The sequence below is a fragment of the Acinetobacter sp. WCHAc060006 genome, from assembly GCF_004209135.1.
In the GTDB taxonomy this organism is placed as follows: Bacteria; Pseudomonadota; Gammaproteobacteria; order Pseudomonadales; family Moraxellaceae; genus Acinetobacter; species Acinetobacter cumulans.
In genome coordinates, this window is record NZ_SGSS01000043.1 from 1 (window position 1) to 16,135 (window position 16,135).

A 16,135-nucleotide genomic window follows, 5' to 3' on the forward strand; every position below is an offset into this window, starting at 1 on the left:
AAATAAAAAAGACAGATTGAAATCTGTCTTTTTTATTTCAAGCTTTTAAATGTATTAGAACTTTTTAAAGCCTTTGTTTAATCCGTATGGCTTGCGTGGTGCATTTTCATCACGCTCTTCACGACGACCAAATGCTTGCTCATTACGAGGCTCACGACGTTGGAATGAATTGCCATCACGGTTATCACGGCGTGCAAAATGTGAACCATTTTGGTTTTCACGACGTTGGCCTTGATCTTCACGGCGTTCACGACCATAAGATTGAGGTTGTTCTTCGTTGTCACGACGTTGTTGACGTAAGAAACCACCACGACGTGCAGCCATTGGTTTTTCTTGCATACGCTCATTACGACGTTTTGCCATACCATATAGGCCAGTGCCTTGGCGCGGCTTCAACTCAACCAATTTTGTTAAGTTGTCGATGTCGTTTTTGTCTAATTCCATCCAGCGACCTGTGCGTAGTTCGCGTGGTAGAATCACCGTACCATAACGTGTACGTAATAGACGGCTTACTTTAAGGCCTTGTGATTCAAAGATACGACGTACTTCACGGTTACGACCTTCTTTTACCACAACTTGGAACCAACGGTTAATACCTTCACCGCCAATTTCAGAGAATGATTCAAACTTCGCAGGACCATCATCTAAAGTCACGCCAGTGGTCATGTTTTTAATGAGTGCTGGAGTTACTTCACCCATTACGCGCACAGCGTATTCACGTTCAATTTCATTTGACGGATGCATTAAGCGGTTGGCCATTTCACCGTCATTTGTGAATAGCAATAAACCTGTTGAGTTGATGTCTAGACGACCCACCATCACCCAACGATCACCTTGAATTTGTGGTAATTGTTCAAATACAGTTGGACGGTTTTCAGGGTCATTGCGTGAGCAAATTTCACCTTCTGGTTTGTAGTAGATCAACACGCGACGACGAATTTCGTCTTCAATTTGGAACTGTACTTTACGACCATCGATGCGAAGCTCATCACCTGGTTCAATACGTTCACCCACTTGGGCAACTTGCCCATTTACGCTTACACGTCCAGCGGCAATGACTTCTTCCATATAACGGCGAGAACCCAAACCAACACGTGCAAGCACCTTTTGCAATTTTTCACTCATGACAGCATAACCTTAGAAATTATCATCAACAGTTCACCTATTTATGACTTCGGTGCATTTGCATCGAGGGCCATAAAAGCTTCCTTGGCATCCTGCAGGGGAGGCAATTGGCTTAAAGAAGTTAAACCAAAAGCATTTAAAAATTGAGGCGTTGTTATTAACAACGATGGTCTTCCTGGGAGTTCACGAAAACCAGATTCTTTAATCCAGTTCCAGTCAAACAACGTACGTAAAATTTGACTGTTATTGGTCACTCCACGAATTTGCTCAATGTCTGCTCGTGTTACGGGTTGATGGTAAGCAACCACAGCAAGGGTTTCGAGCAAAGATGGCGATAAGCGAGATGGTCGCTCAGGCCAAGTTTGTGCAATGATATTACGATATTTTGCACGAACTTGAAAACGGAAACCTTGAGCGGTTTCAACGAGTTCAATTGATCTGCCATGTTGCAGCATAGACAGCTGCTGCAAATATTGGCGTAATTCTGTTTTGCTAAAGCGATCTTGAAACGCTTCTTTTAAGCGCGCAATCGATACCGCTGTATCGCTGGCAAAAATAATGGCTTCTAATTGCATGAGCACTTCATGCAAATCATCTTGAGGTGTTGATAACACATTTTGATCTGTATTCATGCGCATGCTCCTTGAATTGCAAGCGGTGCTTCTACACCTGACGCGATGATGTGAACTTTTTGCTGGCGTGTCAGTTCTAATATCGCCATAAAAGTGACAACCATGCCCATACGACCTTGGCTCGGTCTTAATAAGGCTTCAAATGGAAGAACTTCGCCACTCAGTAATTTTTGTTCGATGTAAGCAATACGCTCTTCAAGTAATACAGGTTCTTGCGTAATTTGATGGACCACAGGTTCTGGGCGGTTAAATACGCACAGCATTGCGTCGCGCAGTAAATTGGCTTGATGGCCATCATTGCTTTGTAAGGTTTGACCTAAGCTGACATTGGTTTCAAATGTATCACGTTCTAATACAGGCATTTGGCCCAAGCGTTCAGCAGCTTGTTTTATGCGTAAATAGTTTTCGAGGCGATCTATTAATTCTTGTTTAGGGTCAACTTCTGTTGCATTGACTGATTTCGGCTTTGGCAATAATAAGCGTGATTTTAGGTCGGCAAGCAGGGCTGCCATCACCATGTAATCAGCTGTCAGCTCAATATTGAGTGACTTCATTGCATCCATATAAGACAGATATTGGACTGCAATTGGGGCAATATCAACTTGTAATAAGTCAAAGCCGTTTTTTTGAATTAGGTAGATTAGAAAGTCGAGTGGTCCTTCGAAATGCTCTAAAAGAATTTCAAATGCAGCTGGAGGAATGTATAAATCCTCTGGAATGGTCTCTTGCCACTCATCCAAAACGCGGATGTGTGTAGATGATTCCATAGGTTCATGGACAATTTCATTCATTGCAGTTATAGGCCACGCGAATTTTCAAAGGCATGTAGGATATTTTTCTTCGATCTCACATCGAAAGAAAAAAGCATATAAGTAATGCCCTAGTGTAATTGAAAATTGTACTCAAAGAAATTGCTTAGCAGACCAAATGCTAAAAAACCTGAAAATATATAGGGTTTATTTATTTGGTCGCGCATTTTGACGACAAAATGATTGTAATATCTTGGGATTGAGGGGTAAAACGGGGCTGACTAAGCCATACGGATAATAATATGAATCATGATTTACAAAATAATATGAAAAATAGAAATCAAAATCAGGGTATAGCTATTGTAGGTGCGTTGGTGAAACCACTAGATCTGATTGAGCCAAATTTTAGTTCTTTACAGGGGCGCACGGTCAAACTTCAATTGTTGTCTACCAATACGCTTAGCCCAATTCAGCACCAGCAGATATGGCAAGTGGTTCAAAGTGAATCTGATGTGGCTTGGACTTATATGGCTTATACAGGTTTTGCCCAGCAGACAGCGTTAATCAATATGTTGGATGCAAACTTTCACTTGCCTGATGCGATTCATTTTGGCATTGAAACGCGCCAAGGTGTTGTGGGTTGGGTGGGTTTACTCAATATTCGACCCGTTCACCGTGTCATTGAAATAGGCAATGTGTACTTTTCCCATCAAATGAAACGAAGCACTGCTGCCACAGAAGTCTTGTATTTGTTATTAAAACATTGTTTCGCGCAGGGCTATAGAAGAGTGGAATGGAAATGTGATGATTTAAATGTACCTTCTAAAAAAGCTGCCTTACGTTTTGGCTTCCAATATGAAGGCACATTTAGACAAGATCGAATTGTCAAAGGCCGTAATCGCGATACTGCTTGGTTTTCAATGATTGATACTGACTGGCCACTTGTGCAACAGGCGTATGAAGCATGGCTGGCAGATACAAATTTTGATGAACATGGTCGGCAAAAGTTAAGCTTGGCTCAACTCATGCCAAAGCCATAATAATCACTATCATTTCAAGTGGTCAGTGCTTATTCAAAAGCACTGACATCACCGACACCACGACGAATGACTTCTGGATATTCACCAGCAAGATTGACAATACTGGTGGTGTTTAAGGTTCCGAGTCCACCATCAATAAATACATCAATTAATTTTCCTAACTGCATTTCAATGTCATAGGGATCATCAATGGGTGCAGATTGGCCGGGTAAAATTAAGGTTGAGGTGAGTAGGGGTTCGCCCAGTTCTTGCAGTAACATTTGGCAAATTGGATTGCTTGGAATGCGTAGCCCAATGGTTTTCTTTTTTGGATGCATTAAGCGCTTAGGGACTTCGCTGGTTGCTGGTAAAATAAAAGTAGTAATGGCTGGTGTATTGTTTTTGAGTAAGCGATACATCGCATTATCGACTTTGGCATACGTAGCAATGTCAGACAGATCGGCACAAATAATGGCATATTGGTGTTTGGCATCTAGCTGGCGAATTCTAGAAATACGCTCCATGGCATGCTTATTACCAATTTGACAACCAATGGCATAAGCGGCGTCTGTTGGATAAACCACAACATCACCTGCACGAATTCGTTCGACGGCTTGGCTAATCAAGCGGGGCTGAGGATTATCTGGATGTACACGTAGATGCAACATATTGAGTCCTCCAAAGTTTAGATTAAGTTGTTATTCTTTCACTTTGTTTATTATGGCTGTGCATAGCCCAAATGCGCAATGCACAGTTGATGGAATTGTGTAATTTAATCAAGCATTTCACGTTTAAATTCATCTAAGGCAAGTACTTTGCCTTGGCGGGTACACTGGCAAATACAATCGATAAGATGGGTTGCATCTCGAGGAAGTTTGGCTTCGCCTGAAAAATAACGTTGCAATTGGCTAAAGACATTGTCTTTAAATTGCGCACCATCGCCACCTTCACCAGTTAAGTTATCCAAAGATACACGGAACTTGCGCCCAAAGGCTTGAGCAAATAACCATTCAATCGCTTGAGGTTTAATTTCAACTTGCTCAAAGAGTGCCTGTTGTTCTGCACTACGACCATCTGGCGCATACCAATAACCTAAATCTGGCAGTAGGCGTCGCTGTGCGCCAGCGATGGTCCAGTGGCTAATTTCATGCAAGGCACTATTGAAGTAGCCATGGGCAAACTGTATGCGTGCAGGGCCTTGTTCATCCGCTGGAAAATACTCTGGTTCAAAATCACCACGGACTAATGTGACATTTAGGTGGGAAAACCAATGATTAAAGTGTAAGATGAGCCAATCAACTTGCTGGGATTCTGATACTAAATTCGCCCACGGTGAGAGTTGCACTTGCTGTAGTGAGCTGTCAGAATCAAGCGTTGAAAGTGTGCTAACGAGTGATGAAATATTCACTTCTGTTTGCGGCTGCAACAGATGCATGACTGAAATTACCCAATTGGTCTGTCTAAATAAGTACAAAATTGTATCTTAATCTTTGACAGAGTTCTGATGAATTTGTAGAATTGCCGCCTTAATTATGTCAGCAAATACCTTTCCGGCACAGATTGAGCCGTTTAAATGGGCTGAACAAGGCTTTAAATGGTCAGGTCAACTGCCTTTATCTCGCTTTGTTCGTATTGCTCGTGAAGCTGTTGGATCAATTGATGATCAATTGATTAACATAGACTGTAAGCTATCAATGGATGCCTATCATCGCATTGTATGGCTAGATGGTCATGTTGAAACGAATGTTCCAATGGAATGCCAGCGTTGTCTGGAGCCCGTTGTAATAAACCTCGTTTCAGATTTTCATCTAGCTCTTGTGGATGATGAGTCACTGATAGAGCGCTTGGATGAGGATGCTGATTTCATCGTTTTAGGTGAAAGTGAAGCAACTGTAAAAGGCACATACGATGCGCCTGCTACAGCGGATTTACTCTCACTGATAGAGGATGAATTGTTATTGTTGATGCCATTGTCACCTAAGCATGACTCATGTGAACATAAGCATCAACCTGCCGTAGAAGAGCTGGTCGAAGAAAAACGGGATAATCCGTTTGATGTTTTGGCTGCTTTGAAGGGTAAACTTAACTAATTTTTGTGTTATACTGTTAAGTATAAGACAATCGAATTTGTTCTGATCCATTTTTTCGATCTTTGTAAGGAGCCATCATGGCCGTTCAGCAAAACCGTAAAAGTCGCTCTCGCCGTGACATGCGCCGTTCACATGACGCTTTAACCGAGAATGCATTAACAGTAGACCAAACGACTGGTGAAACTCACCGTCGTCACCACGTATCTAAAGATGGTGTCTACCGTGGTCGTCAATTATTCGCTAAAGCATCTGCTGAATAATTGGTGATGTATTAAGCGTCAAGCTTAGTAGAAAAAATGGGAGCGAAAGCTCCCTTTTTTTTGTGCTGAATTTTGTTGTATTTGGCAATTACTAAAAGCAAAAATAAGTGGTAAATTTTCGCTCCATATATCGGCGTACATGAAGACTTGTTGGTAAATTGATCATTTGATATTACCGCTTGTCTAAAAATAAAGGATTTTTTATGTCTGCTAAACAACTCGAGCAAGCGGCTCAAGCAACTAAAACCGTGTTTGTGTTTCCTGGTCAAGGCTCACAAAAAGCTGGCATGCTCGCAGAACTTGCAGAACAGTTTAGTAGCGTGCAAGCAACATTTGCAGAAGCGTCTGAAGCTGTAGGTTTTGATTTATGGCAAATCGCCCAAAGTGGTGAAAGTTTAGACCAGACTGAATTTACACAACCTGTTTTGCTTACAGCAAGCATCGCTTTGTGGCGTGTTTGGTTGGAGCTTGGTGGTGTTGCACCAAAATACCTTGCTGGCCATTCATTGGGTGAATACAGCGCATTGGTTGCATCTGGTGCGATGAGCTTAGCGGATGCGGTAAAACTGGTGAATCTGCGTGGCAAATTGATGCAAAGTGCAGTGCCACAAGGTAAAGGTGCTATGGCGGCAATTTTGGGCTTAGAAGATGCTCAAGTGATTGCGCTGTGTGAGCAAGCGACAGCATCAGCTGAAGGTTCTGTACAGGCAGCCAACTACAATGCCAAAGGCCAAGTTGTTGTTGCGGGTGATAAAGCACAAGTTGAAGCGGTAATGGCTTTGGCAAAAGAAGCGGGTGGTAAGGCGATTGCACTTCCTGTGTCTGTACCATCGCATTGCGCTCTTATGCAACCTGCAGCAGTACAGTTTGCGCAAGCTTTGGAACAAACTGCCATTGAGCTACCTAGCATACCTGTAATACAAAATGTCAACGCGGAAATCGCAACAGATACAGCTGCTTTGCGTCAGGCTTTGACAGAGCAATTGTACCAATCTGTGCAATGGACGAAGACTATGCAGTACGTGCAGGATCAAGGCATTCAATATATCGTGGAATGTGGTCCGGGCAATGTACTTGCTAATCTGGCAAAACGTTTGCCAAATATTGAAAAAGCGTTCCCACTCGACTCAAAAAGTCGTATGGAAGATGCTTTAAATGCCATTTTAGTGGCTGAAGGGAAAATCGCATGATACAAGAACGCAAAGTCGCATTGGTGACTGGTGCGAGCCGAGGGATTGGTGCAGCCATCGCTCAACAGCTTATCCAAGACGGTTATTTTGTAGTGGGTACGGCCACTTCTGAAGCGGGTGCGGAGAAATTATCCATCGCCTTTGCTGAAAATGGCGCGGGTAAAGTATTAGATGTGCGTGATGGCGCGGCTATTGATGCACTGATTTCTGATATTGAACAAAATTATGGTCCTGTTCTTGCCTTAGTGAATAACGCAGGGGTGACTAAAGACAATTTATTGCTTCGTATGTCTGAAGATGATTGGGATGATATTCTGAACATTCATTTGAAAGCAGTATACCGTTTATCTAAACGTGTGCTAAAAGGTATGACCAAGGCACGTTTTGGACGCATTATTAACATTAGCTCTGTGGTTGCACACTTTGCAAACCCAGGACAAGCCAACTACTCTGCTGCTAAAGCGGGGATTGAGGCTTTTAGTCGTAGTCTTGCAAAAGAGATGGGTAGTCGCCAAATTACAGTAAATAGCGTGGCGCCTGGCTTTATTGCGACAGAGATGACTGAGCAGTTAAGTGAAGAAATTCGTAAGAAAATGAGTGATCAAGTGGCCTTGAATCGTTTGGGTGAGCCACAAGATATTGCGAATGCTGTAAGTTTCTTGGCTTCGGATAAGGCAAGTTACATTACTGGCACTGTTTTACATGTAAATGGTGGTTTATACATGAGCTAATTGGCTGATGTATAAACTTTCCAAATTTTTTAGATTGAATTAAACTAACGGCATTAAAAACGCCACAAGCAATGAGGAGAATTCCTGTGAGCGATATCGAACAACGCGTTAAACAAGCAGTTTCTGAGCAACTTGGTCTTAAAGTTGAAGAAATTAAAAACGAAGCATCTTTCATGGATGACTTGGGTGCAGACTCTCTTGACCTAGTTGAGCTTGTTATGTCTTTCGAAAACGACTTCGACATCACTATTCCAGATGAAGATTCTAACGAAATCACAACTGTTCAATCTGCAATTGACTATGTTTCTAAAAAACTTGGTTAATTCAGTGTTTCAGCTTGCTGAAATTAAAAGCCACCTTTGAGGTGGCTTTTTTTTATGTGTCTGGTTTAGTGAATGCTACTTACATTCACTTACGTTTCTATCACCAAAGCGCATCCTAAATTGGTTATTTTTTAGCTATAAACAAGAAGTAGAAAAATTTTTAATAACACATCAAAAACTATGGAGAATAACAATGGGTCTTTTTGATTTTGTAAAAGGCATTGGTAAAAAGAATACAGCACCTGCTGAGCCACAGGCTGCACCAGTAACGCCTGCAGAGCCGTCTGCACAAGAAATTGCAAATAAGTTGTTGGGTCATGTTAAAAGTTTAGGTTTGCCTGTTACAGGGCTGTCTGTGAGTTATAACAGCACATCAGATTTAGCAATAATAAAAGGGCAAGTTCAAAGCCAAGCAGACCGCGAAAAAATTATTTTAGCGGTAGGTAATATTGACCATGTTGCGCAAGTCGACGATCAATTGACCGTAGCTACACCTGAACCTGAAAGTAAATTTTATACTGTTAAATCGGGTGATAACTTGTCTAAAATTTCAAAAGAATTTTATGGTGATGCAAATCAATACAATAAAATTTTTGAAGCCAATCGCCCATTGTTAAAAAATGCCGATGATATTTTCCCAGGTCAGGTACTGCGTATTCCTGTTTAAGGTGTTGGTCTCTCTCAAGATTTGAAAATGTAAAACCGCTGTATGATCAGCGGTTTTTTTTGTGTTTAGTGGATGGTTGGATTAATCCCTAAGCTTTGGTTTTATCTTGCTAAAGCTTGAAAATAAAAAATTTTTGTATTGAGAATGTGGTAGAAAACACATATTGCATATTGCAAGGGTGGATAAGTATGTTGGGCGGTTGAGTTGTATGGCGTACTTGCGGATAAATAAAAAAACCTCCAAGTGGAGGTTTAATTAGGTGCACATGAGTGAATTTAGAACGTAGGTTTGACCACCACTAAAATCACGACTGCAAAGAGAATCAGTGTTGGCATCTCATTAAAAAAGCGCCAAAACTTATGCGATTTATAGTGTGCATTGTCTATGAGCTTTTTACGGTAGTAGCCACAAACAAAATGGTAGATGACTAAAAGCCCAACAAAACCAACTTTGAGATAGAACCATAAGGCTTCATGATAATGTCGGGTTGCATCGCCCCAATCGACAAGAAAATGTGCCGTGATTAGTGTTGCGATCATTGCAGGCCACATAATGCCACGGTACAGCTTGCGTTCCATGATAATAAAACGCTGATGGCTGGTAGTGTCATCGCTCATCGCATGATAGACAAAAAGGCGAGGGAGGTAGAAGAGTGCTGCAAACCAGCAAACAACGGCGATGATATGTAATGCTTTGACCCAGAGGAAAGCATCTGAAGGAGCATCCATAATGTACCCTTTAAAAGGGCGGTGGGGTGTGGTTTAGCGCCGAAGCGCCAAACCTACAGACCTTAAATTAGCCTTCCCATTTTTTGAAAACGAGACAAGCGTTTACACCGCCAAAACCGAAACTGTTACTCATCACAGTATTCAATTTTGCGTCACGTTTTTCAAGTACGATGTCAAATCCTTTCGCGCCTTCATCTAATTCTGTCACGTTGATGTTTGGTGCAATAAAGTCATTTTGCATCATAAGCACAGAGTAGATGGCTTCTTGAACGCCAGCAGCACCAAGGCTATGACCTGTCATAGATTTGGTTGAGCTAAGAGGAGGTACTTGGCCTTCGCCAAACGCACGTTCCATTGCTTTAAGCTCAGTGACGTCTCCAGCAGGTGTAGATGTACCATGTGTGTTGACATAGTCAATTTGGTCTACACCGTGTTGTTTCGCTTCTTCTAGTGCCATAAGGATACAGCGTGTTGCGCCTTCACCAGAAGGTGCAACCATGTCTGCACCGTCAGAGTTGGCAGCATAGCCAACGACTTCAGCCAAAATGTTTGCGCCACGTGCTTGAGCATGTTCTAAAGATTCGAGTACCACAAAACCGCCACCGCCAGCAATCACAAAACCATCACGGTCAGCTGAGTATGGGCGTGAAGCTGTTTCAGGAGTCTCGTTGTATTTAGAGCATAAAGCACCCATTGCATCAAACAGTAGGCTTTGAGACCAATGATCTTCTTCGCCACCACCTGCAAGCATAAGGTCTTGTTTGCCTAATTGAATCAGGTTGTATGCATAACCGATTGCATCTGCAGAGGTTGCACAAGCACTAGTAATTGAGTGCGCAATACCTTGCATTTTAAACGCTACACCTACATTGGCTGTAATGGTGTTAGACATATTGCGAGGTACAAAGAATGGACCAACTTTACGTGCGCCTTTGGTTGCTAAAAGTTCATTCATTTCTACAACAGACGCAGTTGAGTTGCCACCTGAACCACCCGCAATACCGTAGCGAGGGTTGCCACCAATTTGTTCTGCTGTTAAACCCGCATGCTCAATAGCTGCAGCTGCAGCATTGTAGGCGTACATTGCACAAACGCCCATAAAGCGTTTTAAACGACGGTCAATACCATCAAAGTTTTGTTCAGCAGCAGCACTGACATGACTTTTAAAATTTAATTCAGCATAAGTTGGATTTGCACGTGTTCCAGAAATCCCGTTCTGTAAAGAATGCGTTACATCCTCTAGGGTATTACCAATACATGAGTTAATGCCCATGCCTGTGATTACAACACGTTTCATTTGCAGATCCTTTATAGCTTGCGTACGAGTCCTGCGCACTTCATACCAGATGCATCACCTGTGAATGATCGGTGGACTCAGTTATTTCAATTGCAATCATAATAGCAGAAAGATTTTTGTTTTCTTATGGCAAATCCTATGCCTATTTTCAAGTTCCGATCTTCTGAGCAAAATGCGTCTTTGCTTTACTAAAAGATACATATTCAGGTTGAGTTAAATGCTGACTACACCTAGTATTTATCGAGAATTGTAAGAATATAGGCAATGGGGTAGGGAATGGCGAACTCGAATAATAAGCAATCAAGCGGTTTCTTTTCTAATGCAGTTGGAGTGGCTAAAAAGCTCAGTAGTACAGGCACTTCTTTGTTAAATCATGTTGCACCAGATTCAGTGGCAAAGCTGACACGGGCTTCATCTGCACAATCTGCGATTGAGGGGAAGTATCAAGTCGCAAGTGTTTTTACATCTAAAGTATATGACAATCCACAGCAAGTATTACGTGAACATCTGCCGAATGTATCGCGCCAGTTTTTAGGTCGCCATTACAGTAAAGTGAATAATGTTGCGAATTTTGTATCGCCACAATTTTCCGACAAAGTGTCAGATTATTTGTTTGATCAACTGAATCAGTTGAGCAATAACATGAGTTCAGTGGATGCGGTGCTGGATGAAGCTGGTGTGCGTGATTTGGAGGAGTTGACGCAAGATGTAGATCGTTCCAAGCGTTTGAGTCAGGCATTGGTTGAGCAAAATAAATGGCTGGCATCTTTACAAGGCGCATTGACAGGGGCGACAGGGGTCTTGGGTTCGACAATAGATATCCCAGCGTCATTGTTAATGTCTTTAAGGATTATTTACCAAGTCGGACGCTCATACGGTTTTGATCTGAGCAAAGAAAGTGATCAAGAAATTGTGCAGCATATTTTTAGGCAAATTGACTTAGGTGTCATTGCTGAAAAACAAACACTGTTGTTGGCACTAAAAGCGCTGTCGAGCACTATTCAAACCCATGATTTAAGTCAGTTACAGCAAATGCTAGGCTCGAGCAATGATGTCGAGGCGCTCAAAAAATATTTTGTAGATGCGCAAGGTGAGTATAAGTTGGGATGGCTTAATCAGCTGTCCAAAGTATCCTTGCTCGATAAACTTACGCGTTTAACTCCATTGGCGGGTGCAGGTATCAGTGCCGTATATAGTCTACGTTTGGTGGATGAGGTCAATCAAAAAGCACAGCAAGTCTTTTCACATGCGCGTGAATATTTAATTCTGCATAAAGATGCACAGCTATCACCATTGCTTGCCTATGAAAAATCAATGGAGTTGTTGGCGCAGGCTGCACCAAAACTTATGGAGTCGGTCAAGGCAATTGAGCAAAATCTTATTGAACCTGTGTTAAATAAAGCCATTGATATTGAAGGAAATGAAAATATTACACAGGTCAAAGTGTTAAAAAAGACGCCTAAAGATAAAGAAGACGAAGCATCTTGCTTAAATACGCAAGATGAGCAGATTACAAATGATTTAGCTGCACTGGCTGAAAAAGAAGTTGCACCGAGCGATGATGTGCCACCACAGCAAGCTGCTTTAGCAAATGATCAGGATGCTGTATGGCAAGATGATGCTCCGTTGGGCGAAACAGAAAATTTAAGCCAGACATCTGTGCTACAGAAGGATGCTCAGTTGAAAAAATAAATATGCTTATTTTCAATTTGTTAGTTTTTTAATGTGCTTTTGTTTGGCTGAAAAAGCAACAAAAGAAATATTTGGTCAAGATTTGATGAGTAGTCGAATCTTGACCATTTTTACATCCTGAATTACAATTGCATGCCCTCAAAAAGCAGTATTTTTTTGGGGCTTTTATTTAACGGGAGAATTGCCAAATGGCAACAACAAATCAGTTGATCCGTAAGGGTCGTACGACTTTAGTTGAAAAATCTAAAGTTCCTGCGTTGAAGGCTTGTCCACAACGTCGTGGTGTTTGTACACGTGTTTACACTACTACACCTAAAAAACCTAACTCAGCAATGCGTAAAGTTTGCCGTGTTCGCTTAACTTCAGGTTTCGAAGTTTCTAGCTACATCGGTGGTGAAGGCCATAACCTACAAGAGCACAGTGTTGTTCTTATCCGTGGTGGTCGTGTTAAAGACTTACCAGGTGTACGTTACCATACCGTTCGTGGTTCTTTAGACTGCGCTGGTGTTAAAGATCGTAACCAGTCACGTTCTAAATACGGTACTAAACGTCCTAAGAAATAATCTGAAAAGATTAGCTTCTTAGTTCGCTAGAACTGCAATCCTTTATCGTCTCGCTTGTCTGATTTCTGCATTTAATTTTGTGAAATTCAAGCGACGTGTAGTAAGGCCAGCGAATAGTGCATGACACTTTGCACTCATGCTGGATAAACCTGAAGTGTCATATTTATAGGTAGTTTAAAATGCCAAGACGTCGCGTAGTCGCTGCTCGTGAAATCCTTCCGGATCCAAAATTCAGTAGCCAAACAATCGCTAAATTCATGAACCACGTAATGCAAGATGGTAAAAAATCTATTGCTGAAAGTATCGTTTACGGTGCTTTAGACCGCGTTCAAGAAAAATCAAAAGTAGACCCAGTTGAATTTTTTGAAGCTACGCTTGAAAAAGTTCGTCCTATGGTCGAAGTAAAAGCACGCCGTGTTGGTGGTGCTACATACCAAGTTCCTATGGAAGTACGCCCATCCCGTCGTACTGCTCTAGCGATGCGTTGGTTAGTAGACGCTGCGGCTAAGCGTTCTGAAAAAACTATGGCTTTACGTCTTGCTGGTGAGTTGCTTGATGCATCTGAAGGTAAAGGCGCAGCTGTTAAAAAACGTGAAGATGTGCACCGTATGGCTGAAGCCAACAAAGCATTCTCTCACTACCGTTTCTAAGCGGATAAAACAGGCCCTACTCAGAAAATTGACAGTGCTTTCATTGCGCTGTCATGAAATCGCTTTAAGCTGTTCTGCAGCTTAAAGCGTCCTGTTTTAAACAACAAAATTTAGGAATGCTAGAAATCATGGCTCGTAAAACCCCAATTTCTCAGTACCGTAACATTGGTATTTCAGCGCACATTGACGCTGGTAAAACTACAACTTCAGAACGTATTTTGTTCTACACAGGTGTATCTCACAAAATTGGTGAAGTACACGACGGTGCAGCAACAATGGACTGGATGGAGCAAGAGCAAGAACGTGGTATTACCATTACTTCTGCTGCGACAACTACATTCTGGTCTGGCATGAGCCAACAGTTTAAAGAACACCGCATCAACGTAATTGACACCCCGGGACACGTTGACTTCACAGTTGAAGTTGAACGTTCTATGCGTGTTCTTGACGGTGCGTGCATGGTTTACTGTGCTGTAGGTGGTGTACAACCTCAGTCAGAAACTGTATGGCGTCAAGCTAACAAATATAAAGTGCCTCGTTTAGCATTCGTGAACAAGATGGACCGTACAGGTGCAAACTTCTTCCGTGTTGTTGAACAAATGAAAACACGTCTTGGTGCGCACCCTGTACCAGTTGTGATTCCAGTTGGCGCTGAAGATAACTTCCAAGGTGTTGTTGACTTAATCGAAATGAAGTCAATCATCTGGGACGAAGCTTCTCAAGGTATGAAGTTCGAATACGGCGACATTCCTGCTGATCTAGTTGAAACAGCTCAAGAATGGCGTACTAACCTTGTAGAAGCAGCTGCTGAAGCTTCTGAAGAGTTAATGGACAAATACCTAGAAGAAGGTGATCTTTCTAAAGAAGACATCGTAGCTGGTATCCGTGCTCAAACTTTGGCTTGCGAAATCCAGCCAATGCTTTGTGGTTCAGCGTTCAAAAACAAAGGTGTTCAACGTATGTTGGACGCAGTTATTGAATTCTTACCTGCGCCGACTGACGTTGAAGCGATCAAGGGTATCCTTGACGACAAAGACGAAACTGAAGGCTCACGTGAATCTTCTGACGAAGCTCCGTTCTCTGCGTTAGCGTTCAAAATCATGAACGACAAATTCGTAGGTAACTTGACTTTCGTACGTGTTTACTCAGGTGTTCTTAAGCAAGGTGACTCGGTTTATAACCCAGTTAAATCTAAGCGTGAACGTATTGGTCGTATCGTGCAAATGCACGCTAACGAACGTCAAGACGTTGAAGAAATCCGTGCTGGTGACATCGCTGCGTGTGTAGGTCTTAAAGACGTAACTACTGGTGATACACTTTGTGATGAGAAAAATGTCATCACTCTTGAGCGTATGGAATTCCCAGAGCCAGTAATCGCACTTGCTGTTGAACCTAAAACTAAAGCTGACCAAGAGAAAATGTCTATCGCTCTTGGCCGTTTAGCGAAGGAAGATCCATCATTCCGCGTACGTACTGACGAAGAATCTGGTCAAACGATCATTTCTGGTATGGGTGAGCTTCACCTTGACATCATCGTTGACCGTATGAAACGTGAATTCAACGTTGAAGCGAACATTGGTAAACCAATGGTTGCTTACCGTGAAACGATCAAAAAATCAGTTGAACAAGAAGGTAAATTTGTTCGTCAAACTGGTGGTAAAGGTAAATTCGGTCACGTATACGTACGTCTTGAGCCTATGGATGCGGATTCTGAGAAAGAATACGAATTCGTTGAAGAAGTTGTTGGCGGCGTAGTACCGAAAGAATTCTTCGGCGCGGTTGACAAAGGTATCCAAGAACGTATGAAGAATGGTGTCCTAGCTGGTTACCCAGTTGTTGGCATCAAAGCGACATTGTTCGACGGTTCTTACCATGATGTCGACTCTGACGAATTATCGTTCAAAATGGCTGGTTCTTACGCATTCCGTGACGGTTTCATGAAAGCAGATCCTATCTTGCTTGAACCGATCATGAAAGTTGAAGTAGAAACTCCAGAAGACTACATGGGCGATATCATGGGTGACTTAAACCGTCGTCGTGGTATGGTTCAAGGTATGGACGATCTTCCTGGCGGTACTAAAGCAATTAAAGCTGAAGTTCCACTTGCTGAGATGTTTGGTTACGCGACTCAAATGCGTTCTATGTCTCAAGGTCGTGCGACTTATTCTATGGAATTTGCTAAATATGCTGAAACTCCACGTAACGTGGCTGAAGGCATCATTTCTAAGTTCCAATCTGGCGGTAAAAAAGGTGACGACGAGTAATCTTTCGATTACTATATTGCCTAACTAATTTATAGTTAAAATCTAATGCTCATGCAGTGTTCCTGCATGAGTAGCTTAAAAAGGAAGCTCTCATGGCTAAGGCTAAGTTTGAACGTAATAAGCCACACGTAAACGTGGGCACAATTGGTCACGTC

18 protein-coding genes and 1 pseudogene are annotated in these 16,135 nt (G+C 42.2%); 12 read left to right on the plus strand and 7 right to left on the minus strand.

What is annotated here, in order from left to right; translation table 11 throughout:
• Nucleotides 1–54: 54 nt before the first annotated feature.
• Genes rluB through EXE29_RS16140 form a run of 3 tightly spaced genes read right to left on the minus strand, consistent with a single transcriptional unit; the run spans nt 55 to nt 2,548 of the window.
• A complete protein-coding gene (gene rluB, locus EXE29_RS16130) occupies nt 55–1,125 on the minus strand; it encodes a 23S rRNA pseudouridine(2605) synthase RluB (protein WP_106986500.1) in 1,071 nt (356 codons plus the stop codon).
• Nucleotides 1,126–1,166: 41 nt separating this feature from the next.
• Nucleotides 1,167–1,757, minus strand: coding sequence for an SMC-Scp complex subunit ScpB (scpB, locus tag EXE29_RS16135; protein ID WP_106986499.1), 591 nt, complete (start codon nt 1,755–1,757; stop codon nt 1,167–1,169).
• Nucleotides 1,754–2,548, minus strand: coding sequence for a segregation and condensation protein A (locus tag EXE29_RS16140; protein ID WP_120365036.1), 795 nt, complete (start codon nt 2,546–2,548; stop codon nt 1,754–1,756). The genes scpB and EXE29_RS16140 overlap by 4 nt, the downstream gene beginning before the upstream one ends.
• A 260-nt stretch (nt 2,549–2,808) precedes the next feature.
• On the opposite strand from EXE29_RS16140, the gene EXE29_RS16145 reads away from it, so the two are divergent.
• Nucleotides 2,809–3,546, plus strand: coding sequence for a GNAT family N-acetyltransferase (locus EXE29_RS16145; RefSeq protein ID WP_228198833.1), 738 nt, complete (start codon nt 2,809–2,811; stop codon nt 3,544–3,546).
• A gap of 29 nt (nt 3,547–3,575) precedes the next feature.
• On the opposite strand, the gene EXE29_RS16150 is transcribed toward EXE29_RS16145, so the two are convergent.
• The gene (locus EXE29_RS16150; RefSeq protein ID WP_120365037.1) at nt 3,576–4,193 is read right to left on the minus strand and encodes an L-threonylcarbamoyladenylate synthase; all 618 of its coding nucleotides are present in this window, start codon (nt 4,191–4,193) and stop codon (nt 3,576–3,578) included.
• Nucleotides 4,194–4,297: 104 nt separating this feature from the next.
• Nucleotides 4,298–4,960, minus strand: coding sequence for an elongation factor P hydroxylase (locus tag EXE29_RS16155; RefSeq protein ID WP_120365038.1), 663 nt, complete (start codon nt 4,958–4,960; stop codon nt 4,298–4,300).
• Nucleotides 4,961–5,057: 97 nt separating this feature from the next.
• Here EXE29_RS16155 and EXE29_RS16160 point away from each other — a divergent pair, with 97 nt between their 5' ends.
• The 6 genes from EXE29_RS16160 (at nt 5,058) to lysM (ending at nt 8,786) form a co-directional block, all read left to right on the plus strand.
• Nucleotides 5,058–5,615 carry a YceD family protein gene (locus EXE29_RS16160; RefSeq protein ID WP_106986495.1) on the plus strand — a complete coding sequence of 186 codons (558 nt, stop codon included), beginning with the start codon at nt 5,058–5,060 and terminating at the stop codon, nt 5,613–5,615.
• A gap of 77 nt (nt 5,616–5,692) precedes the next feature.
• Complete coding sequence (rpmF, locus tag EXE29_RS16165; protein ID WP_106986494.1) at nt 5,693–5,875, plus strand: 50S ribosomal protein L32; 183 nt, start codon at nt 5,693–5,695, stop codon at nt 5,873–5,875.
• 203 nt (nt 5,876–6,078) lie between these two features.
• Nucleotides 6,079–7,065: an ACP S-malonyltransferase gene (gene fabD / locus EXE29_RS16170; RefSeq protein ID WP_106986493.1), complete on the plus strand. Its 987-nt coding sequence runs from the start codon at nt 6,079–6,081 to the stop codon at nt 7,063–7,065.
• The gene (fabG, locus tag EXE29_RS16175) at nt 7,062–7,796 is read left to right on the plus strand and encodes a 3-oxoacyl-ACP reductase FabG (protein WP_120365039.1); all 735 of its coding nucleotides are present in this window, start codon (nt 7,062–7,064) and stop codon (nt 7,794–7,796) included. The genes fabD and fabG overlap by 4 nt, the downstream gene beginning before the upstream one ends.
• A gap of 86 nt (nt 7,797–7,882) precedes the next feature.
• A complete protein-coding gene (gene acpP, locus EXE29_RS16180; RefSeq protein ID WP_106986491.1) occupies nt 7,883–8,119 on the plus strand; it encodes an acyl carrier protein in 237 nt (78 codons plus the stop codon).
• Between the two features lie 193 nt (nt 8,120–8,312).
• On the plus strand, nt 8,313–8,786 hold the full coding sequence (gene lysM, locus EXE29_RS16185; protein ID WP_120365040.1) for a peptidoglycan-binding protein LysM: 474 nt from the start codon (nt 8,313–8,315) through the stop codon (nt 8,784–8,786).
• Nucleotides 8,787–9,061: 275 nt separating this feature from the next.
• On the opposite strand, the gene hemJ is transcribed toward lysM, so the two are convergent.
• The gene (gene hemJ / locus EXE29_RS16190) at nt 9,062–9,514 is read right to left on the minus strand and encodes a protoporphyrinogen oxidase HemJ (RefSeq protein WP_106986489.1); all 453 of its coding nucleotides are present in this window, start codon (nt 9,512–9,514) and stop codon (nt 9,062–9,064) included.
• A gap of 67 nt (nt 9,515–9,581) precedes the next feature.
• Complete coding sequence (locus EXE29_RS16195; RefSeq protein WP_106986488.1) at nt 9,582–10,811, minus strand: beta-ketoacyl synthase N-terminal-like domain-containing protein; 1,230 nt, start codon at nt 10,809–10,811, stop codon at nt 9,582–9,584.
• A gap of 276 nt (nt 10,812–11,087) precedes the next feature.
• Here EXE29_RS16195 and EXE29_RS16200 point away from each other — a divergent pair, with 276 nt between their 5' ends.
• From EXE29_RS16200 to EXE29_RS16220, 5 genes and pseudogenes are all read left to right on the plus strand, one after another.
• Nucleotides 11,088–12,503 (plus strand): EcsC family protein, encoded by a 1,416-nt coding sequence (locus tag EXE29_RS16200; RefSeq protein ID WP_120365041.1) that lies wholly within the window; start codon nt 11,088–11,090, stop codon nt 12,501–12,503.
• Nucleotides 12,504–12,691: 188 nt separating this feature from the next.
• Nucleotides 12,692–13,066 carry a 30S ribosomal protein S12 gene (gene rpsL / locus EXE29_RS16205; RefSeq protein WP_002050319.1) on the plus strand — a complete coding sequence of 125 codons (375 nt, stop codon included), beginning with the start codon at nt 12,692–12,694 and terminating at the stop codon, nt 13,064–13,066.
• Nucleotides 13,067–13,245: 179 nt separating this feature from the next.
• Nucleotides 13,246–13,716: a 30S ribosomal protein S7 gene (rpsG, locus tag EXE29_RS16210; RefSeq protein ID WP_064096978.1), complete on the plus strand. Its 471-nt coding sequence runs from the start codon at nt 13,246–13,248 to the stop codon at nt 13,714–13,716.
• Between the two features lie 128 nt (nt 13,717–13,844).
• Complete coding sequence (gene fusA, locus EXE29_RS16215) at nt 13,845–15,980, plus strand: elongation factor G (RefSeq protein WP_106986486.1); 2,136 nt, start codon at nt 13,845–13,847, stop codon at nt 15,978–15,980.
• A gap of 92 nt (nt 15,981–16,072) precedes the next feature.
• Nucleotides 16,073–16,135: pseudogene (locus EXE29_RS16220) on the plus strand (GTP-binding protein); the annotation flags it as partial.